Genomic DNA, 22,484 nt, shown 5'->3' with positions numbered 1-22,484 from the left:
AAGTGGGTTTCCCATGGCCATTGTCTCCTCCCATCAGCCCGACCCCAATTCCCCCTCCCCGGCAACGGCCCAGGGGCGGCGGGGCAAAGGCAAGCCAAAGCCCCCGTCTGGCCAGACCGGAGAGACCTCCATCGCTGCCCCAGAGGAGGCTGTGCAGCCCGACCTGCCGATGCCCCCAGGCCCGACCGGGGAGATGCCCCCAGAGTCATCAACGCCAGAGTTATCAACGCCAGAGTCATCAACGCCAGAGTTATCAACGGCGGGGGCATCCTTGGTGAAGGGAGGCGCAACTCAGGGGGATGAAGCCACGGCCCCGGAGGAGCGGCTTCGGCCCCAGCGCTTGCAGGAATATATCGGGCAGTCGGCCCTAAAGGAAGTGCTCGACATCGCCATCAAAGCCGCCAAGTCTCGCCAGGAGCCCTTAGATCATCTGCTGCTCTATGGGCCACCAGGGCTGGGGAAAACCACCATGGCGCTGATTTTAGCCCAGGAAATGGGGGTGGCCTGTAAAATCACCACCGCCCCTGCCCTAGAGCGCCCCCGCGACATTGCCGGACTGCTGGTAAACCTCAAACCGGGGGATGTGCTGTTCATTGACGAAATCCACCGCCTGCCCAGGGTGACGGAGGAAATTCTGTATCCCGCCATGGAAGACGCCCGCCTCGATATCACGATTGGCAAGGGGCAGTCGGCCCGAACTCGTAGCCTGCCCCTTTCTCCCTTTACCCTGGTTGGGGCCACCACGCGGGTGGGAGCCCTCACCTCTCCGCTGCGGGATCGCTTTGGCCTGATTCAGCGGCTGCGGTTTTACGATATCGACGAACTTACCCAGATTGTGCAGCGCACCGCCGACGTACTCAATACCCCCATCGAGCCTGCTGGAGCTGCTGAAATTGCCCGCCGTGCCAGGGGTACCCCCCGCATCGCCAACCGTCTGCTGCGACGGGTGCGCGACTACATGGAAGTGAAGGCCACGGGGCCGATTACCGAAGCCCTCGCCGCCGAAGCCCTAGAATTATTCAACGTCGATCCCTGCGGCCTAGACTGGACAGATCGGCGGCTGATGGCGGTGATGATCGAACACTTTGGCGGGGGGCCTGTGGGTCTAGAAACCATGGCCGCCGCCACCGGAGAAGATTCCCAAACCATTGAGGAAGTCTACGAACCCTATCTGATGCAGATTGGCTACCTCCAGCGCACCCCCCGGGGGCGAGTAGTGACCGCCGCCGCCCGCCGCCACCTTGGCTACGACGAGGGATCGACCGAAGCCGACGGTCAAATGCGGATCGTCTAGGCTCTGTGGGGTTTGGGGGGCTAACCCCTAGGGAGCATGGTGGCCCACGGCCATGTGGAGCAGGATGGGTTCGCCGCCCGGACGATGGTACTTATCGGCCCAGGCCCGAATCATTTCATCGAGATCCTTGAAGGCCCGATCCACATCCTCAGCGGCAATGTCTAGTTCTTCTAGCACCCGCATGGTTCCCGAACGATGGCTGGCCCATTCGCGCATCATGCGGAAATACTGGGCCGTATCCTCAATCATGGCGTACATGCGTTCTTCCGAGTCAGCCGGGGAATAGGAACTTCGCGCTAGGGCATAGTAGGAGGCTCCTCCATAGGTATCCAGGCGAATCACGGTGCCGGAGTAAATCAGGCGGCGGCGAATGTGTTCGGCGAGGGCTTCACTGAGATCGACGCGATGGCTGGAGGGCAAGTCTTCTTGGGATTTTTCGTGCAGGGCTTCAATCAGCTCTAGGAACTGAAAGGAGTTGATGATGCGTGCTGGGGGGCTATGGGGGGGAAGCTTGCTGACCAGACTAGCCTTTTCATCGGGGGTGAGGGAGGTGCCTAAAACCCGCGACTGTTTGGCCTGCCAAGGGTAGCGGTGCAGCCACACATAGGGAAACTGAATCAGGTAGCGAGGCTCTTGGGAACCCAGCAGCTTCAGCAGCTTGCCCTCCACCAGCGCCTGTCGAATTTCCTCCACAATCGCCTTCACCCGCTTCGGCTCGATGTGGTGTAGATGCCCGGTCATCCGCAGGTTTTCGCCCTGCTCTAGGTAGGTGGTGTAGATGGCACATTTGGCCGCCGTGGCCGCCGCATCGAGAAAAGCCCCGTGGCGGTGCCCCCCAGTCCGCATGGCACTGAAGGCCAAATACAGCAGAATTTGATCGATGGCGCTGGGGCTGAGCTGACGAATCAGTTCTTCATCGTAGGTAACGGGAAATGTAACGGTTGATTGCGGATCAGAATCAGCCATGGGTACGGAAAATCAAGATCTTAAGAAGGCACCCACACGCAGTGTAGCCTGTTCTGGGCTGGGTAGGATAGCGGCTAGACTCGGTTGGGGCTGTGGGGATCAATACGACCACTGCCCCGGTAGGCCGTGGTCTGGGCTTGAACATCGGGTGTCGGGGGGGTAGGACTGATGCGGCCACTGCCCCGGATGGCGGCCTGATGGATCAAGGCGGGCTGATGGAGGCGACCACTGCCCCGATCCTCGCCCTGGGCTTCTAGAAAAAATGAGCGAGGCTCAGCGGACTGGCCTGCCGTCAACGGAGAATCACTAACCACGAGGGCTACGCCTAGGGTAAAACCCGCAACACCGACCAAGCAGCAGCGAACGGGCCAAGCGGAGAAAGATTGCATAGTGAATTGACTTTTTAGCGCGTCTAGTCCTTGTTACAGCCCCCCATCACCTCGGTCAGGAAAACTCTGCCTTCATAACTTCGCGGATTGTGACGCGGATCGTGACTAGGATGGGTCGCCCATCTCGGCTCTCCCCACGTGCCCCCTCTCCATGCCCAGGCCCCTGGGTCAGCGCCCAACGTTGCCCCTATCCCCGCTGGCCTTGGCCCCAGCGGCATCTGAAATAGGCAGAAATGTCAGGAAAAAAGGCGGTAGAAATAGCCAGAACGACGCTACCCTAGGTGAAATGTTGGTTTATCTACTGCTCTGGCCATGCCTTCGCTTGCCCTTGCTAGCCGTGTGACGCGCGTTACTCCCTCCATGACCCTCGCCATTGCGGCCAAGGCCAAAGCCATGAAAGCGGAAGGGTTGCCCGTATGCAGTTTCAGCGCCGGGGAACCCGATTTTGATACTCCCGACCACATCAAAGCTGCCGCCAAAGCTGCCCTTGATCAAGGTAAAACCCGTTACGGCCCCGCCGCCGGAGAACCTGCCCTGCGCCAAGCCATTGCCAGCAAACTGCAACGGGACAACAACCTCTGCTATGGCCCAGAAAATATCATTGTCACCAACGGCGGCAAGCACTCCCTCTACGGGCTGATCATGGCCCTCATTGAGGAGGGCGATGAGGTGATCATCCCTGCGCCCTACTGGGTCAGCTATCCTGAGATGGTGCAGTTGGCGGGCGGTACTCCGGTGATTGTGCCCACCACCGCCGAGCAAGGCTATCGCATTACCCCCGATCAACTGCGGCAGGCGATTACCCCCAAAACCAAGCTGTTTGTGCTCAATTCCCCCTCCAACCCCACGGGGATGGTCTATTCTCCTGCCGAAGTCGCCGCCCTAGCGGAGGTGGTGGTGGCGGCGGATATTTGGGTTGTCTCCGACGAAATCTACGAAAAAATCCTCTACAACGGCGCGACTCATCGGAGCATTGGGGCCGTTTCCCCTGCGGCATTCGAGCGCACCATCATTAGCAATGGCTTTGCCAAGGGCTATTCTATGACCGGATGGCGGTTGGGCTACCTGGCGGGGCCAGAGCCCATCATCAAGGCGGTCAGCACTATTCAAAGCCACAGCACCTCCAACGTTTGCACCTTTGCCCAGTACGGCGCTATCGCCGCCCTAGAAGGCCCCCAGGACTGCATCGAAATTATGGGCAAAGCCTTTGCAGAACGCCGTCAGGTCATTATCGACCGCTGCCGCCAAATTCCAGGGCTAAGCTGCGGTGAGCCGGAAGGAGCTTTCTATCTCTATATTGACATCCAGGCTCTCGGTATTCCGTCCCTAGAGTTCTGTAACCGCCTGATCGACGAAAAATACGTCGCCGCCATCCCTGGTATTGCCTTTGGAGCCGAGGGCACCATTCGCCTGTCCTACGCCACCGATATGGCCACCATCGAAGAAGGGATGAGTCGCCTTGCCCAGTTTGTGGGCGGGCTATAGGCTTCAGATCCCGCTGATGAGGCTGCTGTTGCCTAGGTAGCCGAGCGTACCCATCGCTATCAAACAACGCAGGACTCTGGGCTCACCTCTTCTTTTCAATCTCCCGGTGGCCCTAGAACGCCGGGGTAATGCTGGCATCGTGATTTACGGCGGCAGCCTGGGCATCCTAGATCTACGACTCCAAGCCATGGGACTTCTTGAGGACTCAACCCTATGAACCTGTTTGACAAAGCGAAACAACTATCGAGCGCAGCAGCAGAGTCGGCCCAATCCTTGGGGCATCAGGTGAGTCAAGCGACCCAAGCGGCTAAGACCGCCCTCGACGAAGCAACCGCAACGGGCACAAGGCCAATCCAGCAAATACAATCCCTGGGCCAAGAAACGGTGCAAAAAGGACTGGAGACGCTGAGCCAAGCGCCAGAACAGTTCGCCCAGGCCAAGCAGCAAGCTCAGACCGCTGTTCGAGATCTGTCATGGCAAGATATTGGCGATGCCATCACAACCTGGCAAGCCGCTGTGGCCGGAGCCGCCACCTCTGGCCTAGTTGTTACCCAAGCCCTAAAAGATCTGCCCCGTACAGCCCAAGAGCTAGCCCAAGAGATGCCCAAATTGGCGCGACGGATGCAGACGGCTGGCGTTCGGGCGGGAGATACCCCGCGTACTGAAGCCGATGTTATGGGGTTATTCAACAAAATCCCCGGCCCATCTAAGCTGGGAGCCAGTGAACGCGATATGCGGATTTTCCTGGCCGATAAGCACGGTAGTCATATTCGTGCCCATGCCCAAGGTGGAGGGAATGAAGCCAGCAACATTGTCTGGGAGGTCGGTACGGCCAATCTACGGCGGGGGGCCAACCCGATGACTGGGCAAGAACAGATTTATATCCGATTTGCCAATGCGGTAGATTCTGTCCTCAAGAACTCGACCACCATCGCCAAATTGGGAATTGCGTCCACAGGAACGGCCATAGTTACCCAAGCCCTGGTTACAGCCCTGGCCCACACCCTTGATCTCTACCGAGGAGACATTACCGCCGAAGAATTTCGCCGCAAGGTCACAGATGCAGCCGTCAGTGCTGGTATTGCAGCACCCATTTTCTTTCTGATTCTGGTGGCTGCCATAGCACTTTTTCCAGAGTTGACCGTTCTGCTATCTGCCCCCGCAGTGATGGCTGGATTTAATACCCTGTTTGGCATCAGCATTGCGTTGCCCATTGTCCAGTCCATTCTTCGCCATGTAGAGGCAGGCGGCTTGGGGCAAGAGGCCGAACGTCAATACGCTGAGGCTATTCGGTTAGGTGATGCCATGATCCAGGCTGCCTCAGAGGAAGCTAAACAGTGGTGGCAAGTGGCCTTCCCTGCAATCATTCCAGGTGCTAAACAACTCCCCTCCGAGGCCGGATAGCCCCGCCTCTGACCCTGGCTCCTAAACGACGGATCGCTGACGTGCTATCCACCAGAACCCTAGTCTGGCGGGCATTTTAGCCAGCATTGTGCCCCAGCAGCTTGGGGGCATCCTAGGCAGAGCGGTGGGTTAAATCGGTGGTTTGTCCATGTTGGCAGGGCCAACGGTGAAGCAGACGGTCATGGGGCTTTCCACGCGCTGGGAAGCTTGCCGAATTTCCATGCCTAGCACATGGCCATCGTCGTCGTAGTCGAGGATGAGATTGGGCGAAAGACGGGCCGTTTCGTCAATGTCGCCGCTGCTGAAGGCAATTTGTAAAATGTCGCGTTCTGGATCGTAGGTAATCTTCATGGAGAGAACGGCCCGCTAAGGGTGAAAACAGTGGCATCGCCGCCCTTCATCATACGGCCTTTCCTGAACGAATCACCCCGCCCTAGGTTTGGGGATCAATCTCCTCACTTTTGCCTCGTACCGGGGGCAGTTTATCCACCAGACCCATCTCAAAGGCGATATCGGGCAGGTCGCCAACGATATACTTTCCGGGCTCAAACAGACGTCCCGGCGTAAAGCAAGTCTGCCGCAGTTCAACCATTTCTGTGGGGGCAAACATCGCCCGCGACATCCGTCGTTCAATGCCCATAATTCGCTCCTGTCATTGATGGAATTTCGGTTTTAAGGGGACGTATTTCAAAGGGGGCTCACGGCAAGGGATGAGCGGCCCTATTCCTCAAGTTGCCACAGTTCCCGGTTGTAGTCTTCGTCCAAAATGCGCTTGGGCCGCAGCACCAAAATCACCCGACCTAGGATGCCGCCCTCCAGCGGCGTTTCTGACCACACCAACCCCAACTGGCTGTCTTCATCGGTAAGAAAATAGCTGTCTTCATGCCAGGTACGATCCGCCCGATCCACCACCACCAGCACCATTTCGTTGGGGGCATCGGCGGGCATATTGGGCAACTGGTTAGCCTGGGTGAGCAACCCCACCGGGTCTTCGGCCCGAAAAATCACCTGCCAGCCAGGAACCGCCGCCCAGGCGCTTGGCCCCGTGGCGCTCACCAGGCCAAAGGGATCCTCCGGTAAGGCCACCGGGACGGCCTTCAGGTCATCCACCGACAGCGGCAGTTGCCCCACCACCGGAATCACCCGAGGCAGTTCGCTTTCCGACTCAATCCGGTAGAGGGGCAGACGGGGGGCGGTACGGGCTTTGACCACCGTAAAATCAGTCAGGAGTCGCTCAATCTGCTGACGCGATTCGGCACTTTCGGCAAAGCGCAAGCCCTGGGCAATCAGGCGCGAACGATCCTGCAAATCATCCTTCTGGCGGGCCAGCTTCCAAAAGTGAAAGGCCACCGCCTCGCCGGGGCCATCGCCAAAGCCGGGAGGATTTTCCTTACGGTAGCTGTACTCCTTGATGGGCTTTACTAGGTCGCGCACCTCTTCAGAGTCCAGCCCGTGCCGCCGAACAAAATCCGCCACGCTGGCCCGATCCGTCTGGGAAAGAATCCGCAGTTCGTAGAGGGCATCGCTGCCCCGCTCGGTAAAGTGGGCCTGGGTCGCCTCCGTCACCCCCACCTTGAGGATGGACTGATACACCTGCTCTGCCACCATGATTTGGTTTTGGTGGATGGGTTCAAAGCCCGTTTCTTCAAAAATCTGCTGGGGAGTAAACTTAGCCCGCTGCAAAGCTTGACACCCCTGCGCCCAATCGACCCAGGTGCCCTGCTTGCGTCGCAGCCGCAGCAAAATATCCTGCACGGCCTCAGCATCGGGGACGGGGGCAGAACCAGAAAACACCATAGTCAATAACCGATTGGACAGGATCACGCTTCTCTCTCCTGACTCTATCGCGGATGACGGCCTGCCGCCTCACCCGATGCAAAACTTGGGGCAAACTCTTGGAACACCCTTGGGTCAAGTCTGGCCAAACACCTAGACTCACTCTCTAGCCCGAGGCTTTGGAACCCAGCCAGCGCCCGAAAACGGGGCCTACGTTTCGGCGGGATGAATCACCCAAGGAGCCACCACACCACTAACCGCAAAATTTGCCCAAAAATGGGGTTGACGAGTGCCCCCCTCTTAGGCCACTATTGATGATGCGCTAGGCGCACAAGGGGCTATAGCTCAGTTGGTAGAGCACTTGCATGGCATGCAAGGGGTCAGCGGTTCGAATCCGCTTAGCTCCATTCTTAGAAACACTAACGTCACGTCTTGGGTAAGCCCTAGGGTGCTTCCATCAGCCCTACTTGACCTCTAATAACTCGGTTGCCAGCAGCCAGTTCCACACCTGATCAACTAAATCGGTTGCCCCTAGGTTAAACCACTGCACCGTGGCCCGATTGCGAAACCAGGTGCGCTGACGTTTGGCAAACTGCCGGGTGTGGAGAATGATGGCCTCAATGGCCGTGTTGAGCGCAATGTCACCCCGCACGTAGGGCAGCATTTCGGCATAGCCCAGAGTTTGCAGTAAGGGCAGATCAAAGCCGTACTTTTTGGCTAAATGGAGCACCTCCTCCTCAAGGCCCATCTCAATCATGGCGTGGGCACGCTGGGCAATGCGGCGGTGCAGAGTATCAGGGTCGCCATCTAGCCCTAGGTACAGAATCGGATAGGTGGGCGGATTCTCCCCTTGTAGGGTCGAGGGCGCTTGCCCGGTGACATAGAAAATTTCTAGGGCGCGGACGGTGCGAACGGCATCGTTGGGATGGATGCGCTGGGTGGCGGCGGGGTCGAGGGATTGCAACAGCGCGTAGGCGTGGAACTGGCCGAGATCGCTGATTTGCTGTCGCAGGGCGGGTTGAGGGGCCACGGGGGGAATTTTCAGTCCCTTCACGATGGCATCAATATAAAGTCCGGTGCCGCCCACCAGCAGGGGAACAGATTTCCCAGCCTGGTGAAACTGACGAATCAATCCCTGGGCCTGCTGCTGATACTCCGCCAGGGTGAGGGTTTCGGTGGGGTCGCAGAGGTCGATTAAATAGTGGGGCACCCGATTTTGGTCAGCCTGGGACGGTTTGGCGGTGCCAATATCAAACTCTCGGTATACTTGTCGGGAATCGGCACTCAGAATCGCACCGTTGAGGCGTTTGGCCAAAGCCATCGCTAATCCAGATTTTCCCGTGGCCGTTGCGCCGCCGATCACCAGCAAAAATGGTACACTTGAATCAACAAAATTCCCTGAAAATGGGCTAGGTTCTACAACCGAAAATTTTGTGGGTTCCATCCCCAGATCAATCTGCATCTCAGTCTGCTTTAGAATCCTCTGTGACGGGTTTGTGCTATAATTTCAGGGCGTTTTGGCCTGTCTGTTAAGCAGGTGGCTTATAAGCCCGTTCAGGCCCCCATTTAAGCCCACCTTTGGAGCGTACCCGAATGACAACCGATTACGGTGCCGATCAGATTCAAGTACTGGAAGGGCTTGAGCCTGTTCGTAAACGTCCAGGGATGTACATTGGCAGCACGGGGCCGCGCGGCCTTCACCACCTAGTGTACGAGGTTGTTGATAACTCCGTCGATGAGGCGCTGGCAGGGCACTGTAAGCGCATCGATATTTCCCTCAATGCCGATGGTTCCGTCAGTGTCACCGACGACGGGCGCGGCATTCCCACCGACGTTCACCCCCGCACGGGCAAGTCGGCCCTAGAAACGGTGATGACGGTGCTCCACGCCGGGGGCAAGTTTGGTGGCGGCGGTTACAAGGTATCTGGCGGTCTGCACGGGGTGGGTATTTCCGTGGTCAATGCCCTGTCGGCATGGGTGGAAGTGACCGTGTGGCGTGAGGGTAAGGCCCACAAACAGCGCTACGAACGGGGTGTGCCCATGGGCGAACTGGTTGTCACGCCGCTGACCGAAAAGCGGCGCGGTACCTCGGTTTCCTTTCTGCCCGATACCCAAATTTTTACCACCGGGATCGAGTTCGACTACAACACTCTCTCCGGTCGCCTGCGAGAACTGGCCTACCTCAACGCCGGGATTGAAATTGTTTTCACCGACTATCGACTGGAACTGCTGAAGTCCGATCAGCCCAGGGTCTCCACCTACCACTATGCGGGCGGCATCACCGAATACGTCGCCTACATCAACCACGATAAACAACCCATCCATGATGAGATCATCCACATTGCCGCCGAGCGCGACGGGGTGCAGGTGGAAGCGGCGCTGCAATGGTGTGTGGATGCCTACTCCGACAACCTGCTGGGCTTTGCCAACAACATTCGCACCATCGACGGCGGTACCCACCTAGAGGGGCTAAAGGCGGTGCTGACCCGCACCCTCAACAACTTTGCCCGCAAGCGCAACAAACGCAAGGATGCCGAATCGAACCTGGCCGGGGAAAACATCCGCGAGGGGCTAACGGCCATTGTGTCGGTAAAGGTACCCGATCCTGAATTTGAGGGCCAAACCAAAACCAAGCTGGGCAATACCGAGGTGCGCGGCATCGTGGATTCCCTCGTCGGCGAAGCCCTGACCGAGTACCTGGACTTCCACCCCGGCGTGGCGGATTCCATCCTCGAAAAAGCCATCCAAGCCTTCAACGCCGCCGAAGCTGCCCGACGAGCACGGGAACTGGTGCGCCGCAAGTCGGTGCTAGAATCCTCCACCCTGCCCGGTAAGCTGGCGGATTGCAGCAGCCGCGACCCCAGCGAATCAGAAATTTTCATCGTCGAGGGCGACTCTGCAGGTGGGAGTGCAAAGCAGGGTCGAGATCGTCGTTTTCAGGCCATTTTGCCTCTACGCGGTAAAATCCTCAACATCGAAAAAACCGACGATGCCAAGATTTATAAAAACACTGAAATCCAGGCGTTAATTACCGCTCTAGGGTTAGGCATCAAGGGCGAAGAATTCGATATGTCGCAGTTGCGCTACCACCGCATCTGCCTGATGACCGATGCCGACGTAGACGGTGCTCACATTCGCACCCTGCTGCTCACCTTCTTCTACCGCTACCAGCGGGAACTGGTAGATCAGGGCTATGTCTACATCGCCTGCCCGCCTTTGTACAAGGTAGAGCGGGGCCGCAACCATTGGTACTGCTACAACGAGTGGGAGCTGCAACAGCTCATTCAAAACGAGTTTCCGGCCAACGCCAACTACACCGTGCAGCGGTTTAAGGGTTTGGGGGAAATGATGCCCCAGCAACTCTGGGAAACCACTATGGATCCCACCACTCGCACCATGAAACGGGTAGAAATTGAAGACGCTGCCGAGGCCGACCGGATCTTTACGATTCTGATGGGTGATCGGGTGGCCCCCCGCCGCGAGTTCATCGAAACCTACGGCCCCAAAATGAAGCTAGCGGATTTGGATATCTAGCCATGGTTGCTTTGAATGCGCTGTTAATTACAGGCACCGACACCGAGGTGGGCAAAACCGTGGTGACAAGTGCCCTGCTGGCCTACTGGCGAAAATACTATCCCCAGCAATCCATCGGCATCCTCAAGCCCCTACAGTCCGGGGAGGGAGATCGCGAACTCTACCAGCGGGTCTTTTTCCCGGATCTGCCCCTCGATGCCATCGCCCCCCAGTATTTTGAGGCTCCCCTGGCTCTGCCCCTCGCCGCCGCCCTAGAGCAGCGCCCCATTGACCTAGGCGTCGTTTGGAATCGGCTGCAAACCCTGATTCAAACCCATGATCGCGTTTTGGTAGAAGGTTTGGGCGGACTTGGATCCCCCGTTACCGACGAAATGACCGTAGCGGATTTAGCGGCGGCATGGCACCTTCCGGTAGTGCTGGTAGTGCCTGTGAAACTGGGAGCCATCGCCCAGGCGGTGGCTAACGTGGCCCTCGCCCGTCAACAAAAGGTTGACCTGCGCGGCATCATTCTCAACTGCAATCATCCCCTCAGCCCAGAGGATCTTGAACGCTGGGCACCCGCCGAGATGATCACCCGACTCACGCAGACTCCCGTCCTCGGGGTGTGCCCCTACCTAGAAAACCCCGAATCCCTAGAATCTCTGGCCCAAGCAGCCCAGGGGCTTCATCTGGACGCGTTGGGAACCACTCAACCTGCAATGCGATGACTCCTTGGCCGCCGCCAAGCCGTCCCCCGACTGACCGGATCGGTCGCTTGGAGGTGGTGTCGTCTGGCGGGCAGAGCCTCTGGTTTTTCAGTCTTCCTAGGAAAACCTCAGGGCCTGATGCCTTTAGCCCTGACGCAATCGCCAGCGGGGACGATTTTGGGCCGCATAGCTACGGCGAATGAGGGTGAGTTTTTCAGCGAGATAGGTCGCATTCTGGGCTTCTCCACCATAGCGCCAGCGCACATAGGCCTGGGCAATTTCTCCAGCGGCCTGGGCCTGGGTGGCGTGGATTTGCTGATATAGGCGCTGGCTATATTCCGAGGGGGTTTCGCTGGGGCGCTTGGGGTGGCCCTGTTCCTCCAACCAGGTCAGCATTTGTTGATAAAGGCGCTCGGTAGGGGGCAGTTGCCGCCATCGCCACCGTCGCCAGCCCAGCCGCAGCCAGTTCCAAGCCAGCCAGCCTACAAAAGCGAGGGCCGTGGCTCCGGCCAGCCCTAGGGCAATCCCCACCCAGCCTAGGCGAAACAGCCCGCCTAGGGCGCGAAGGACAAAGACCATCGCCTCCGTTGCAAGCTGTCGCAGACCGTCTAGCCAGCTCAACACGGGGGAGGGAAGCCAGCCCGCCACCCAGTTCCACACCTGGCGCACAGTGCTAAAGGTTTCGTACTCGCGCAGGCTGGGGGGCAGCAGCTCATGGCCGGGGATGGGGTCAAACCCAAACCAGCCGTACTGGGGAAAGTAGACCTCCGTGAGGGCGTAGGCATCGGTGTTTTGCACCACATAAAACCCGGTGAAGGGGTTGAACTGGCCTTCACCAAACCCTGCCACGAGGCGAGCTGGAATACCAATGGAGCGCAGCATCACCGTGAGCACCGTTGAGAAGTGGTCGGGGTAGCCGCCCTGGGTGATAAACAAAAAGGCTTCGACTAAGTCTTGATCGTCGGCAAAAAAGGGCAGGTCAGGCTGGATAGTGTAGCGCTGTTTGAGGGCTTGGGCCAAGTAGAGGGCTTTTTCGTAGGGATCGGTGAGGGGGGTGGGGGAGGTGGCTAGGAGTTCCTCGGTACGTTGGCGAACGCGGTCACGAATGGCCTCCGGCACTTGCAGATGGTGCTGACGAATTTCGGCAGGGTATTCCGTTGCCGCTTCGCGCAGCAGGGATCGATCTCGAAAGGGTACCCGCGATACCACCGTGTAGGTAATCCCCTCCTCTAGGCCAACGGGCGACCGCAGACTTCCCTCCCGATCAATGGCCACCTCACGGGTCGGGAAGTACAGTTCCCGCGCCTGGGCTAGGGCCGGAATTAGGTTTGGCAAACTGTTGACCACGGTGTAGGTCTGCACCACCTCCCGGCTGCGGTTGAGGGTGGGCTCAATGGGCAGCAGGGTTTTGTTGGCAAAGCGAGACCGGGGTAAGGTTTGCACCTCTTCGTTGCGAGAAATTTCCCAGCCTTGCCCGGTATAGCGGTCAAAGGCCAGCACCCGCCAAAACCCTGGGGCCTGGGAACGCACCCGCAATACTACCTGGGGCGTCATGGTGCCGCGCAGGTTTTGGTTCATGGTTTGGTTAAAGCCGTAGTAGAAGGTGCTATCTACATTCCCTGGCCCTGTGGATTGGCCTCGCCCCTGAATCGTGCCGCCGCCGCCTTCCCCAAAGCCCTGTTCCCCCTGGCCAGCATCGTTGAGATAGCCCGGATTGATGATCGACTGACCATCAAAACCCTCATCAATATCAATGGTGGAACTAACCGGAAAGTTTTGAATTTGATACCCCGGCAGACGCGGCAAAAAGATAAAAATCACCAGCCCCAGGCTAACGGTGATACCCATCATCACCAGAAATTGCCGCAACGTTGGCCCCACCCGCATTTGCCGCCAGGGGGCAGGCTTCAACCCCAGGCGCGATTGATAGTCCAACACCAGAATGGGCAGCGCCAAGGCTAAAAATAGCAGCAGCATTGGCGCAAAGGAAAAGGTTTGGCTAATGGTGGCCGCCACCGCTAGCAAAATCAGGCCAATCACCATCGAGTAGCCCAAATCCTTGCGGCGGGGCAAGTCAAAGCTGTGGAGCACCTGGAGCTGAATTAGGAGTTCCGCCAGGATAATGCGGGTATCTCCCGGTTCCTGGATAATCCGCGAAAAGAAGGCGGCCAGAGCAATCAGCATCCCCAGGGCAATGGCAAACTTGAGGGTAATGTTGCGCTTGCGCCGCCGCTGCCAGCTCACCCAGGCCCCCACCCCGCTGAGGGGAATCGCCAGCAAGTTCCAGAGCGATGCCTGCGTGACCCCCACCGCCGCCACCGCTACCGAGGCAATGCCCACCGTTACTAAGCCCTGCACTAACGTCCGCAGCAAGATTGAATCCTCAACCTCCACCGGATTTGTGGGCAGGGCTAAACGGCTGTTGGCCAACCACTGGGTAGGAACCATAGGGCATCAAACACGCGCAACGCCTCCATCCTAGCCTAGGGGTTAACTGCCTAGGAAACAGCCCGCATGGGGGCGGGGGGTGATATTGGCCCAGGGAGCTCGCTTGGTTTCCTGGATTTGCTGGGGATGGAGTCTGTTATAACTTGGCCTGGGCCGCTTGCACTCTCTGGCTGGCCACCTGCCACACCGCGGATAGGGCATCGTTCAGGTAAATTGCGAAAAACTTGCCTAGTGCAGGAAGTGCCGCACTCCGGTGAGGGCCATGATGATGCCCAGTTCGTTGGCAGCTTTGATGGAGTCGTCGTCCTTGCGGCTGCCTCCGGGTTGCACAATGGCGCGAATGCCAGCGGCGGCGGCGGTGCGAACGGAGTCATCGAAGGGGAAGAAGCCATCGCTGGCGAGGATCGCGCCCTGGGCCTTGTCCCCGGCCTGGGTGAGGGCAATGCCGACGGAGCCAACCCGGTTCATTTGGCCTGCACCGATGCCGAGGGTTTGGTGCTGGTTCGTCACCACAATGGCGTTGGATTTAACGTGCTTCACCACGCGCCACGCAAACAGCAGTTCGGACAGGTCAGCCTCGGTGGGTTTGGCCTCGGTGACGATCTGCCAGGTGGCGGGGTCGTCGCGGAGGGTGTCGGGGTTTTGCAGCAAAAAGCCTCCGGCAATGGCCATCGCCGCTTGCTGTGGCCCGGTCAGCAGATCTTCTAGCACCAGCACCCGCAGGTTTTGTTTTTTGGCCAGGATTTCCCGTGCCGCCGCATCGCAACCGGGGGCAACGATGCATTCCAGAAAGGTGCCCGTAAGCTGCTGGGCGGTGTCGGCGTCAATCACCCGGTTCAGCGCCACGATGCCTCCAAAGGCCGAGGTGGAATCGGCGTCGTAGGCCCGTTGGTAGGCGGTGGCGAGGCTGTCGCCCATGGCCACGCCGCAGGGGTTGGTGTGCTTCAGCACGGCGGCGGCGGGTTGGTCGTCGGGGAATTCCGCAATGATGCGGCGGGCAGCTTCCAGATCCACCAGGTTGTTGTAGCTCAGTTCTTTGCCCTGGAGTTGTTCGGCTCCGGCCCAGCCCGTGGCCGTTGCTCCGGTGCGATACCAGGCGGCGCTTTGGTGGGGGTTTTCGCCATAGCGCAGGGTGGCGTGCTGCTGGCCGATCATGGCCCACTGGGTCGGCATTCCTTCGCCTTCGCTATTGGCCTGGGTGAGGTAGGTGGCGATGGCTTGGTCGTAGTTGGCGGTGTGCCAAAAAGCGGCCTGGGCGCAGGCTTGGCGGAAGCTCAGCGGCACCTGACCTTGATTAGCCCGCATCGCTTCCAGATAATCGGCGTACTGGTTAGGTTGGCAAAGAATGGTCAGATAGGCATGGTTCTTGGCCGCTGCCCGCACCATGGTGGGGCCACCGATGTCGATTTGCTCGATGGCCTCCGGCAGGGTGACGCCTGCCTTGGCGATGGTTTGCTCGAAGGGGTAGAGGTTGACCACCACGAGGTCAAAGGGGCGAATGTTATTGGCGGCGAGATCGGCCTCATCCTGGGCCATGTCGGGCCGCGCCAGAATGCCGCCGTGGATGCGGGGATGCAGGGTCTTTACCCGTCCGCCCAAAATCTCCGGCGACCCCGTATAGTCCGACACTTTGGTGACGGGAAGCCCTGCCTCCGCCAAGGCGCGAGCCGTGCCACCGCTGCTGACAATCTCAAACCCAAACTCGTTGACAAGCGCCTGGGCCAACTCCACTAGGCCCGTTTTGTCCGATACGCTCAGTAGTGCCAGCCGTGCCATGATCCTTAACCCCAACGTTTCTGCAAGCCCTTACTATATCGAAAAAGCTTGCCAGAAAGTCCTGTCCTGGGTGGCCGCAGGCCCACAAAAGCGGGGATAGGGGACAAAAAAGCCCCTGTCCTAGGACAAGGGCTATCAGTTATGTCATCAGGCTGTAAGAGCCCATAACTAGACTCGCTTGAGGGTGAACCTCAAGGATTAGTCGAGGTCGCCCATAGCCAGCACAGGCTCGGTTTCGCGGTCGATGCCTTTCTCGAAGCCCGCTTCAGCCGCACGAGCGCGACCCGCGTGCCAGAGGTGGCCGACCAGGAAGAAGAAGCCCAGCACGAAGTGGGAGGTAGACAGCCACTGACGGGGGTTCACGAAGTTCACAGAGTTGATCTCGGTGATCACGCCACCCACAGAGTTGATGGAGGCGTTGGGCGCGTGAGTCATGTACTCAGCGGCGCGGCGCACCTGCCAATCTTGGATGTCGTTGGTCAGCTTGTCGAGGTCAAGGCCGTTAGGGCCACGCAGGGGCTCCAGCCAGGGGCCTTGGAAATCCCAGAAGCGCATGGTTTCACCACCGAAGATGATCTCACCCGTGGGGGAGCGCATCAGGTACTTACCGAGACCCGTGGGGCCTTGGGCGGAACCGATGTTGGCACCCAGGCGCATGTCGCGCACTAGGAAGGTCATGGCCTGAGCCTGGGAAGACTCGGCGTTGGTGGGGCCGTAGAACTCGGAGGGGTAGGCGGTGTTGTTGAACCACACATAGCAGGAGGCGATGAAGCCCATCAGGGACAGCGCACCCAAGCTATAGGACAGGTAAGCTTCGCCAGACCAGATGAAGGCGCGACGAGCCCAGCCAAAGGGGGTGGTCAGAATGTGCCAGATACCACCACCGATGCAGATCAGGCCGATCCAAATGTGGCCACCGATGATGTCTTCCATGTTGTTCACGCCGACGATCCAGCCCTCACCACCGAAGGGGGAGCGGGTTAGATAGCCGAAGATCACAGCGGGGTTGAGGGTGGGGTTGGTGATGACGCGAACATCGCCGCCACCGGGAGCCCAGGTGTCGTATACGCCACCGAAGACGCAAGCCTTCAGCACCAGCAGCAGGGCACCACAACCCAGCAGGATTAGGTGGTAGCCGATGATGTTGGTCATCTGGTTCTTGTCTTTCCAGTCGTAGCCGAAGAAGGAGGAGTACTCTTCCAGCACTTCGGGGCCACGCACGGCGTGGTACACACCACCCAGACCCAGCACAGCGGAGGAAATCAGGTGAAGCACACCCACCACAAAGTAGGGGAAGGTGTCAATTACTTCACCGCCGGGGCCAACGCCCCAGCCCAGGGTGGCCAGGTGAGGCAGCAGAATGAAGCCCTGCTCATACAGAGGCTTGTCGGGAACGAAGTGGGCCACTTCAAACAGGGTCATGGCCCCGGCCCAGAATACGATCAGACCAGCGTGGGCCACATGGGCACCCAGCAGCTTGCCAGACAGGTTGATCAGACGGGCGTTACCAGACCACCAGGCGAACCCGGTGGACTCTTGGTCGCGCCCCGCGATAAAGGAATTACTAGAGAGCGTTACCACGTGGCAGTACCTCTTCGGGGAATACAAACTTTTCGTGGGGTTGGTCGGTGGGAGCCATCCAAGCCCGGATACCTTCGTTCAGCAGAATGTTCTTGGTGTAGAAGGTTTCAAATTCAGGGTCTTCCGCCGCCCGGATTTCCTGGGAGACGAAGTCGTAGGCCCGCAGGTTCAGACCCAGACCCACCACGCCCACGGCACTCATCCACAGGCCCGTCACAGGCACAAACAGCATGAAGAAGTGCAGCCAACGCTTGTTGGAGAAGGCGATCCCAAAAATCTGAGACCAGAAACGGTTGGCGGTCACCATGGAGTAGGTTTCTTCGGCCTGGGTGGGTTCAAAGGCGCGGAAGGTGTTAGCATTCTCGCCGTCCTTGAACAGGGTATTCTCCACCGTGGCCCCGTGGATGGCGCAGAGCAGCGCACCGCCCAGTACCCCAGCAACGCCCATCATGTGGAAGGGGTTGAGGGTCCAGTTGTGGAAGCCTTGGAAGAACAGCAGGAAGCGGAAGATGGACGCCACACCGAAGCTGGGGGCAAAGAACCAGCTGCTTTGGCCGAGGGGGTACATCAGAAACACGCTGACGAACACCGCAATCGGCGCGGAGAAGGCAATGGCGTTGTAGGGCCGCAGACCCACCAGACGGGCCACTTCAAACTGACGCAGCATGAAGCCGATCAGACCGAAGGCACCGTGCAGGGCCACAAAGCTCCACAGGCCGCCCAGTTGGCACCAGCGGACGAAATCGCCCTGGGCTTCGGGACCCCAGAGCAGCAGCAGGGAGTGACCCAAGCTGTTGGCCGGGGTCGAAACGGCCACGGTCAAAAAGTTAGCCCCTTCCAGGTAGGACGACGCGAGGCCGTGGGTGTACCAGGAGGTGACGAAGGTGGTGCCAGTCAGCCAGCCGCCCACCGCCAGATAGGCGCAGGGGAACAGCAGGATGCCAGACCAGCCCACAAATACAAAGCGATCGCGCTTCAGCCAGTCATCGAGGACGTCGAACCATCCCCGTTGAGCCTGAGCGCGCCCCATTGCTATGGTCATGTCAAATCCTCTTTCTATGACATCTAGTCCATACGGGTTCGGCTCTTTTGGGATCCATAGGAATCCTTGAGAGAGCGTTGCCTCAGGGCAAGGTAATAGCTATCAGTATTCCAGATATTAGGGCTTAGAGAGAATAAATCTTTACTCGCCGCCGTGATCCCTTGCCTGAGATAAACCCTGTCCGGCGAAGCTGGGCTTCGGGAGCCAGGTTTCTATTTATGATAAGGAGTGTTCCATTTTTTTACAATCTGATACGTAAATTCTCAGGAAGCCTCTCGGTCTATGCTGGTAATGGCCAAGGCATTCGCCCATCGCGCAACTCAATCGATATCATTTAGGACTTTTACCCGTTGAACACCATGACTGCCTCTGCGTCCTCCCGCGAGTCCCAATCTTTGAAGCGAACCGTCCTAGGGGCGCGTCGTCCCAGCAATATCTTCTGGGCGATTGTGCTGACGGGCGGCGGGGCGGGTTTTCTGCTAGCCGGATTGTCTAGCTTCCTTCAAATTAACTTGCTGCCCTTTTCGGATCCAACTCAACTGATTTTTATTCCCCAAGGGATTGCCATGGGGTTCTATGGCTTTGCGGCCCTGGGTTTGGCCAGCTATCTGTGGCTGGTGATTACCCTGGATGTGGGCGGCGGCTATAACGAATTTGACAAGGCCAGCAAACGGGTACGCATTGTCCGCAGCGGATTTTTCGGCCAAAATCGCCGCATCGAAATTGATCAGCCCCTCACCGATGTCACCGCCATTCGAGTCGATATCAAGGAAGGACTCAACCCCAAACGGGCGCTATACCTACGGTTGAAGGGTCGTCCCGATATCCCCCTCACCCGCGTCGGTCAGCCCATTCCCCTCTCGGAACTGGAAAACCAAGGGGCCGAACTCGCCCGCTTCTTGCAGGTGCCCCTAGAAGGGCTGTAGAGCCCACAACTCGGCCCAAACTCTTTAACATGGGGAATCGGTCATCGGTTGTCCGGGTTGATGGGCGCGATGAACCAATCTGGGGATGAGCCCCGTCTATTGATTACCCGTCTGTCTATTAACGGAGTTAAGAATTTCAATGGGATTGAACACCCGATTGCTTTCCATGACCCTCGCGGCGATGCTGATTTTGGGGGCTGGAGCCTGCACCGCTCCCCCCACCGGAGACGCGGGGACGGCAGATAGCGCCGTTCCGGCCCCCACGGAAACCACGATGGCGATGCCTTCTACCGCAGGTCTGCCTGTTCTGAACGGGAAGGCCACGGTGGAAATGGTGGTCAACGGATCCACGATTGTGATTGAAGTGAACGGCGAGGAAGCCCCCATCACCGCTGGCAACTTTGTAGACTTGGTGAACCGGGGCGTCTACGATGGCACCTCCTTTCACCGGGTAGTACGGGAACCTCAGCCCTTTGTGGTGCAAGGCGGCGACCCCCAAAGCACCGACCCCAGCGTTCCGGCGCAGATGTATGGAACAGGCAGCTTTGTGGATCCCGACACCAACGCGCCTCGCTACATTCCCCTAGAAATCAAGCCCGCCGGAGCCGAACAGCCCGTCTACAGCCAAACCTTTGAAGAGGCTCGCATTGCCGAAGCGCCGCAACTCACCCATGCCCGTGGAGCCGTGGCCATGGCCCGTTCCCAGGCTCCCGATTCGGCCTCGGCCCAGTTCTACTTTGCCCTCGCGGATCTGCCGTTCCTAGACGGTAGCTATGCCGTCTTTGGCACCGTCACCGAAGGCATGGACGTGGTAGACGCTATCCAGCAGGGGGATCGAATCGAGTCGGCGCGGGTGGTGGAGGGCTTAGACAATCTCCAGACCAGCACCCAGCCCTAGCCTAGCCACCCCGGTTTTTGTCACGGGCCTAGGGTTGGTCACAGCCCTAGGTTCCTCGGTGTCGGAAACTTGGGAGCGTTTGCTATTGGGAAAATCGGGATTAACCCCGCAGCAGCCCTTTCCAGACTTGCCCCCTCTACCCTTGGGGATGGTGGAAGGCGGCATTGTTCCTCTAGCCGATTTGCTGCAACGGGCCGTAACAGAAGCCGTTAGGGATGCCCAACTTCCCTTCCCTGATGCCGATTGCGGCGTAGTAATTGGCTCCAGTCGTGGCTTTCAGGCCCAGTGGGAAGTTCTGGCTCAGGATTATCTTACGCAGAACGTTCAACCCCAGAATTGGCTGAACACTCTACCCGCCATGGCGTCCACCGGGGTCGCGCAATTGTTGGGAACCACGGGGCCAGTGTTGTCTCCAATGGCGGCCTGTGCCACGGGTTTGGTGGCCATTGCCCAGGGGGCCGACTTGATTCGGCGGGGACAATGCCAACGGGTGATCGTGGGCGCGGGGGAAAATCCCATCACGCCGCTTACCCTCGCTGGATTTGACCGACTGGGAGCCCTGGCCCCCACGGGCTGCTATCCCTTTTCCCCCCAGCGGGAAGGCTTGGCCCTGGGGGCTGGAGCCGCCATTTTGGTGCTGGAATCGGCCCAATCCCTAGCCCAACGTCCCCAAATCCAACCCTATGGCTGCATTTTAGGAGCCGGACTCAGCGCCGATGCCCACCACCTCACGGCCCCAGATCCTGACCAGCGGGGCAGTCGTTTGGCCCTGGAACAGTGTCTTCGCCGTAGTGGCCTCACGGCGGAGGATATTGACTACATCCACGCCCACGGCACCGGAACCCATCTCAACGATGCCCACGAAGCGGCGTTGATTTCCCAATGCCTCCCTCACCTTCCGCCCATCAGTTCCACCAAGGGAGCCACAGGTCACACCCTCGGCGCATCGGGAGCCATCGGGGCTATCCTGTGCTGTCTAGTGCTTCGACATCAACGCCTGCCGCCCAATGTGGGTCTGCTGGGCGATCCGATTTATCCCAATGTCGTCACCCACAGCTGCTCTGCCCAGGTGAAAACCGCCCTCTGCATGGGCTTTGGCTTTGGGGGACAAAATGCCGTGTTGGCCCTGGGTCTACCCCCTGTTGCTTGATAGTAGGCTTGGCCTAAAATTGGGCAACACAACACTCCGTTAGAATGGGGCTATTCACTTCCCAAGTTTGGCTGAACTTTCTATCGCTACTGCCTGCTACCACCCTGGCAGTGCTCACCCTCGCCATTGCCTTTCTGCGGTTCTACGATGTCCAAGATTTTCCCCTCCTCGGATTCATCGCCAACCCTCGACTCTGGAGCAACCGATTCACCGTGGCGGCCCTCCTGGCTACACTGGCTAATTTCGGCGTTGAGTGGAACCGTCGAAATCGAGAAACAAACCGCTTGGCTGAAGCAAGACAAAGAGAGGCTGAAGCAAGAAAACGCGAAGCTGAGGCAAGAGACCGAGAGGCTGAGGCAAGAGAACGCGAGGCTCGACGAGACCTCGAAACGGCTCGACGAGATCGACTCCAAGTACGATGCCTTGCGGCGCAAGTCCGATATCAACTCGACCCCACCGACGACCACCGACGAGAATTAGCCCTAGCCTTGGCGCAGCTTGAGGAGTATCAGCAGGTATTGGATCGGGATTCGGCTGACAACATTCCGCCATTCAACGGTTGAATGCATCTTCGGCACCGCCTAAGATTGGGCAACAAAACGTGTCCGTTAGAATGGGATTATTCACCCGCCCAGTTTGGCTGAACTTTCTATCGCTACTACCCGCCACCACCCTGGCGGTGCTGACCCTCGCCATTGCCTTTCTACGGTTCTACGATGTCCAAGATTTCCCCCTCCTCGGATTCATCGCCAACCCCCGCCTTTGGAGCAACCGATTCACCGTGGCGGCCCTCTTGGCTACACTGGCTAATTTCGGCGTTGAGTGGAACCGTCGAAATCGAGAAACAAACCGCTTGGCTGAAGCAAGACAAAGAGAGGCTGAGGCAAGACAAAGAGAAGCTGAGGCAAGAGAACGCGAGGCTCGACGAGACCTCGAAACGGCTCGACGAGATCGACTCCAAGTACGATGCCTTGCGGCGCAAGTCCGGTATCAACTCGACCCCACCGACGACCACCGACGAGAATTAGCTTTGGCCTTGGCGCAGCTTGAGGAGTATCAGCAGGTGTTGGATCGGGAGCCAGAATGAGGACAAGACTGGAGGGTGAGCATACCATAGGGAAAATGCCGC

Annotated in this window: 20 protein-coding genes and 1 tRNA gene; 11 read left to right on the top strand and 10 right to left on the bottom strand. The window is 58.6% G+C overall.

All coding sequences use genetic code 11. From position 1 onward, the window contains the following. The first annotated feature begins 13 nt into the window (after positions 1–13). Positions 14–1,294: a Holliday junction branch migration DNA helicase RuvB gene (gene ruvB / locus GFS31_RS15310; protein ID WP_225907442.1), complete on the top strand. Its 1,281-nt coding sequence runs from the start codon at positions 14–16 to the stop codon at positions 1,292–1,294. A 27-nt stretch (positions 1,295–1,321) separates the two neighbouring features. On the opposite strand, the gene hetR is transcribed toward ruvB, so the two are convergent. Together hetR and GFS31_RS15300 are read right to left on the bottom strand one after the other, a co-directional pair. Then, entirely contained in the window at positions 1,322–2,260 is a 939-nt protein-coding gene (hetR, locus tag GFS31_RS15305; RefSeq protein ID WP_198805657.1) for a heterocyst differentiation master regulator HetR, read from the bottom strand. A gap of 74 nt (positions 2,261–2,334) precedes the next feature. Continuing rightward, positions 2,335–2,649: a hypothetical protein gene (locus tag GFS31_RS15300; protein WP_198805656.1), complete on the bottom strand. Its 315-nt coding sequence runs from the start codon at positions 2,647–2,649 to the stop codon at positions 2,335–2,337. Between the two features lie 312 nt (positions 2,650–2,961). Between GFS31_RS15300 and GFS31_RS15295 the strand changes: the two genes are divergently transcribed. Together GFS31_RS15295 and GFS31_RS15290 are read left to right on the top strand one after the other, a co-directional pair. Then, on the top strand, positions 2,962–4,134 hold the full coding sequence (locus GFS31_RS15295) for a pyridoxal phosphate-dependent aminotransferase (protein WP_198805655.1): 1,173 nt from the start codon (positions 2,962–2,964) through the stop codon (positions 4,132–4,134). Between the two features lie 213 nt (positions 4,135–4,347). Beyond that, positions 4,348–5,538 carry an HNH endonuclease gene (locus tag GFS31_RS15290; protein WP_225907441.1) on the top strand — a complete coding sequence of 397 codons (1,191 nt, stop codon included), beginning with the start codon at positions 4,348–4,350 and terminating at the stop codon, positions 5,536–5,538. 129 nt (positions 5,539–5,667) lie between these two features. Here the strand turns inward: GFS31_RS15290 and GFS31_RS15285 are convergent, their stop codons facing one another. The 3 genes from GFS31_RS15285 to GFS31_RS15275 form a co-directional block, all read right to left on the bottom strand. After that, positions 5,668–5,889: a DUF2283 domain-containing protein gene (locus GFS31_RS15285; RefSeq protein WP_198805654.1), complete on the bottom strand. Its 222-nt coding sequence runs from the start codon at positions 5,887–5,889 to the stop codon at positions 5,668–5,670. Between the two features lie 82 nt (positions 5,890–5,971). Then, the gene (locus tag GFS31_RS15280) at positions 5,972–6,178 is read right to left on the bottom strand and encodes a hypothetical protein (protein ID WP_198805653.1); all 207 of its coding nucleotides are present in this window, start codon (positions 6,176–6,178) and stop codon (positions 5,972–5,974) included. A gap of 80 nt (positions 6,179–6,258) precedes the next feature. Beyond that, the gene (locus GFS31_RS15275; protein ID WP_198805652.1) at positions 6,259–7,335 is read right to left on the bottom strand and encodes a RuBisCO accumulation factor 1; all 1,077 of its coding nucleotides are present in this window, start codon (positions 7,333–7,335) and stop codon (positions 6,259–6,261) included. Positions 7,336–7,648: 313 nt separating this feature from the next. On the opposite strand from GFS31_RS15275, the gene GFS31_RS15270 reads away from it, so the two are divergent. Then, positions 7,649–7,721 (top strand) — tRNA-Ala (locus GFS31_RS15270). A 56-nt stretch (positions 7,722–7,777) separates the two neighbouring features. Here the strand turns inward: GFS31_RS15270 and miaA are convergent. Next, entirely contained in the window at positions 7,778–8,758 is a 981-nt protein-coding gene (miaA, locus tag GFS31_RS15265) for a tRNA (adenosine(37)-N6)-dimethylallyltransferase MiaA (RefSeq protein WP_198808245.1), read from the bottom strand. A 149-nt stretch (positions 8,759–8,907) separates the two neighbouring features. On the opposite strand from miaA, the gene gyrB reads away from it, so the two are divergent. Beyond that, the gene (gene gyrB, locus GFS31_RS15260) at positions 8,908–10,848 is read left to right on the top strand and encodes a DNA topoisomerase (ATP-hydrolyzing) subunit B (protein ID WP_198805651.1); all 1,941 of its coding nucleotides are present in this window, start codon (positions 8,908–8,910) and stop codon (positions 10,846–10,848) included. A 2-nt stretch (positions 10,849–10,850) separates the two neighbouring features. Next, positions 10,851–11,555, top strand: coding sequence for a dethiobiotin synthase (gene bioD / locus GFS31_RS15255; RefSeq protein ID WP_198805650.1), 705 nt, complete (start codon positions 10,851–10,853; stop codon positions 11,553–11,555). A gap of 123 nt (positions 11,556–11,678) precedes the next feature. On the opposite strand, the gene GFS31_RS15250 is transcribed toward bioD, so the two are convergent. The 4 genes from GFS31_RS15250 to psbD form a co-directional block, all read right to left on the bottom strand. Then, on the bottom strand, positions 11,679–13,982 hold the full coding sequence (locus GFS31_RS15250) for a DUF3488 and DUF4129 domain-containing transglutaminase family protein (RefSeq protein ID WP_198805649.1): 2,304 nt from the start codon (positions 13,980–13,982) through the stop codon (positions 11,679–11,681). A gap of 228 nt (positions 13,983–14,210) precedes the next feature. Continuing rightward, a complete protein-coding gene (gene purH, locus GFS31_RS15245; RefSeq protein ID WP_198805648.1) occupies positions 14,211–15,758 on the bottom strand; it encodes a bifunctional phosphoribosylaminoimidazolecarboxamide formyltransferase/IMP cyclohydrolase in 1,548 nt (515 codons plus the stop codon). Between the two features lie 198 nt (positions 15,759–15,956). Beyond that, positions 15,957–17,339, bottom strand: coding sequence for a photosystem II reaction center protein CP43 (gene psbC, locus GFS31_RS15240; RefSeq protein ID WP_198805647.1), 1,383 nt, complete (start codon positions 17,337–17,339; stop codon positions 15,957–15,959). Continuing rightward, positions 17,323–18,381: a photosystem II D2 protein (photosystem q(a) protein) gene (psbD, locus tag GFS31_RS15235; RefSeq protein WP_198805646.1), complete on the bottom strand. Its 1,059-nt coding sequence runs from the start codon at positions 18,379–18,381 to the stop codon at positions 17,323–17,325. The genes psbC and psbD overlap by 17 nt, the downstream gene beginning before the upstream one ends. A gap of 359 nt (positions 18,382–18,740) precedes the next feature. Here psbD and GFS31_RS15230 point away from each other — a divergent pair, with 359 nt between their 5' ends. From GFS31_RS15230 to GFS31_RS15210, 5 genes are all read left to right on the top strand, one after another. Further along, complete coding sequence (locus GFS31_RS15230) at positions 18,741–19,307, top strand: photosystem I assembly protein Ycf4 (protein ID WP_198805645.1); 567 nt, start codon at positions 18,741–18,743, stop codon at positions 19,305–19,307. Between the two features lie 139 nt (positions 19,308–19,446). Next, the gene (locus GFS31_RS15225; RefSeq protein ID WP_225907440.1) at positions 19,447–20,205 is read left to right on the top strand and encodes a peptidylprolyl isomerase; all 759 of its coding nucleotides are present in this window, start codon (positions 19,447–19,449) and stop codon (positions 20,203–20,205) included. Then, positions 20,180–21,355, top strand: coding sequence for a beta-ketoacyl-ACP synthase (locus GFS31_RS15220; RefSeq protein ID WP_198808243.1), 1,176 nt, complete (start codon positions 20,180–20,182; stop codon positions 21,353–21,355). The genes GFS31_RS15225 and GFS31_RS15220 overlap by 26 nt, the downstream gene beginning before the upstream one ends. A gap of 44 nt (positions 21,356–21,399) precedes the next feature. Then, positions 21,400–21,918 (top strand): hypothetical protein, encoded by a 519-nt coding sequence (locus GFS31_RS15215; RefSeq protein ID WP_263974851.1) that lies wholly within the window; start codon positions 21,400–21,402, stop codon positions 21,916–21,918. A 50-nt stretch (positions 21,919–21,968) separates the two neighbouring features. Continuing rightward, positions 21,969–22,442 (top strand): hypothetical protein, encoded by a 474-nt coding sequence (locus GFS31_RS15210; RefSeq protein ID WP_263974850.1) that lies wholly within the window; start codon positions 21,969–21,971, stop codon positions 22,440–22,442. Positions 22,443–22,484 lie beyond the last annotated feature (42 nt).

This window comes from Leptolyngbya sp. BL0902 (assembly GCF_016403105.1).
GTDB lineage: Bacteria > Cyanobacteriota > Cyanobacteriia > Phormidesmidales > Phormidesmidaceae > Nodosilinea.
The sequence above is the reverse complement of the archived record's forward strand: the minus strand, read 5'-3'. Positions and strand labels throughout refer to the sequence as shown.

Coding starts and splice junctions, on each gene's coding strand:
- GFS31_RS15210 (WP_263974850.1), top strand. CDS start 21,969: ATGGGATTATTCACCCGCCCAGTTTGGCTGAACTTTCTATCGCTACTA.
- miaA (WP_198808245.1), bottom strand. CDS start 8,758: ATGGAACCCACAAAATTTTCGGTTGTAGAACCTAGCCCATTTTCAGGG.
- GFS31_RS15300 (WP_198805656.1), bottom strand. CDS start 2,649: ATGCAATCTTTCTCCGCTTGGCCCGTTCGCTGCTGCTTGGTCGGTGTT.
- purH (WP_198805648.1), bottom strand. CDS start 15,758: ATGGCACGGCTGGCACTACTGAGCGTATCGGACAAAACGGGCCTAGTG.
- GFS31_RS15285 (WP_198805654.1), bottom strand. CDS start 5,889: ATGAAGATTACCTACGATCCAGAACGCGACATTTTACAAATTGCCTTC.
- GFS31_RS15230 (WP_198805645.1), top strand. CDS start 18,741: ATGACTGCCTCTGCGTCCTCCCGCGAGTCCCAATCTTTGAAGCGAACC.
- ruvB (WP_225907442.1), top strand. CDS start 14: ATGGCCATTGTCTCCTCCCATCAGCCCGACCCCAATTCCCCCTCCCCG.
- GFS31_RS15275 (WP_198805652.1), bottom strand. CDS start 7,335: ATGGTGTTTTCTGGTTCTGCCCCCGTCCCCGATGCTGAGGCCGTGCAG.
- GFS31_RS15290 (WP_225907441.1), top strand. CDS start 4,348: ATGAACCTGTTTGACAAAGCGAAACAACTATCGAGCGCAGCAGCAGAG.
- hetR (WP_198805657.1), bottom strand. CDS start 2,260: ATGGCTGATTCTGATCCGCAATCAACCGTTACATTTCCCGTTACCTAC.
- psbD (WP_198805646.1), bottom strand. CDS start 18,381: ATGACCATAGCAATGGGGCGCGCTCAGGCTCAACGGGGATGGTTCGAC.
- GFS31_RS15280 (WP_198805653.1), bottom strand. CDS start 6,178: ATGGGCATTGAACGACGGATGTCGCGGGCGATGTTTGCCCCCACAGAA.
- GFS31_RS15295 (WP_198805655.1), top strand. CDS start 2,962: ATGCCTTCGCTTGCCCTTGCTAGCCGTGTGACGCGCGTTACTCCCTCC.
- GFS31_RS15215 (WP_263974851.1), top strand. CDS start 21,400: ATGGGGCTATTCACTTCCCAAGTTTGGCTGAACTTTCTATCGCTACTG.
- GFS31_RS15250 (WP_198805649.1), bottom strand. CDS start 13,982: ATGGTTCCTACCCAGTGGTTGGCCAACAGCCGTTTAGCCCTGCCCACA.
- bioD (WP_198805650.1), top strand. CDS start 10,851: ATGGTTGCTTTGAATGCGCTGTTAATTACAGGCACCGACACCGAGGTG.
- gyrB (WP_198805651.1), top strand. CDS start 8,908: ATGACAACCGATTACGGTGCCGATCAGATTCAAGTACTGGAAGGGCTT.
- GFS31_RS15225 (WP_225907440.1), top strand. CDS start 19,447: ATGGGATTGAACACCCGATTGCTTTCCATGACCCTCGCGGCGATGCTG.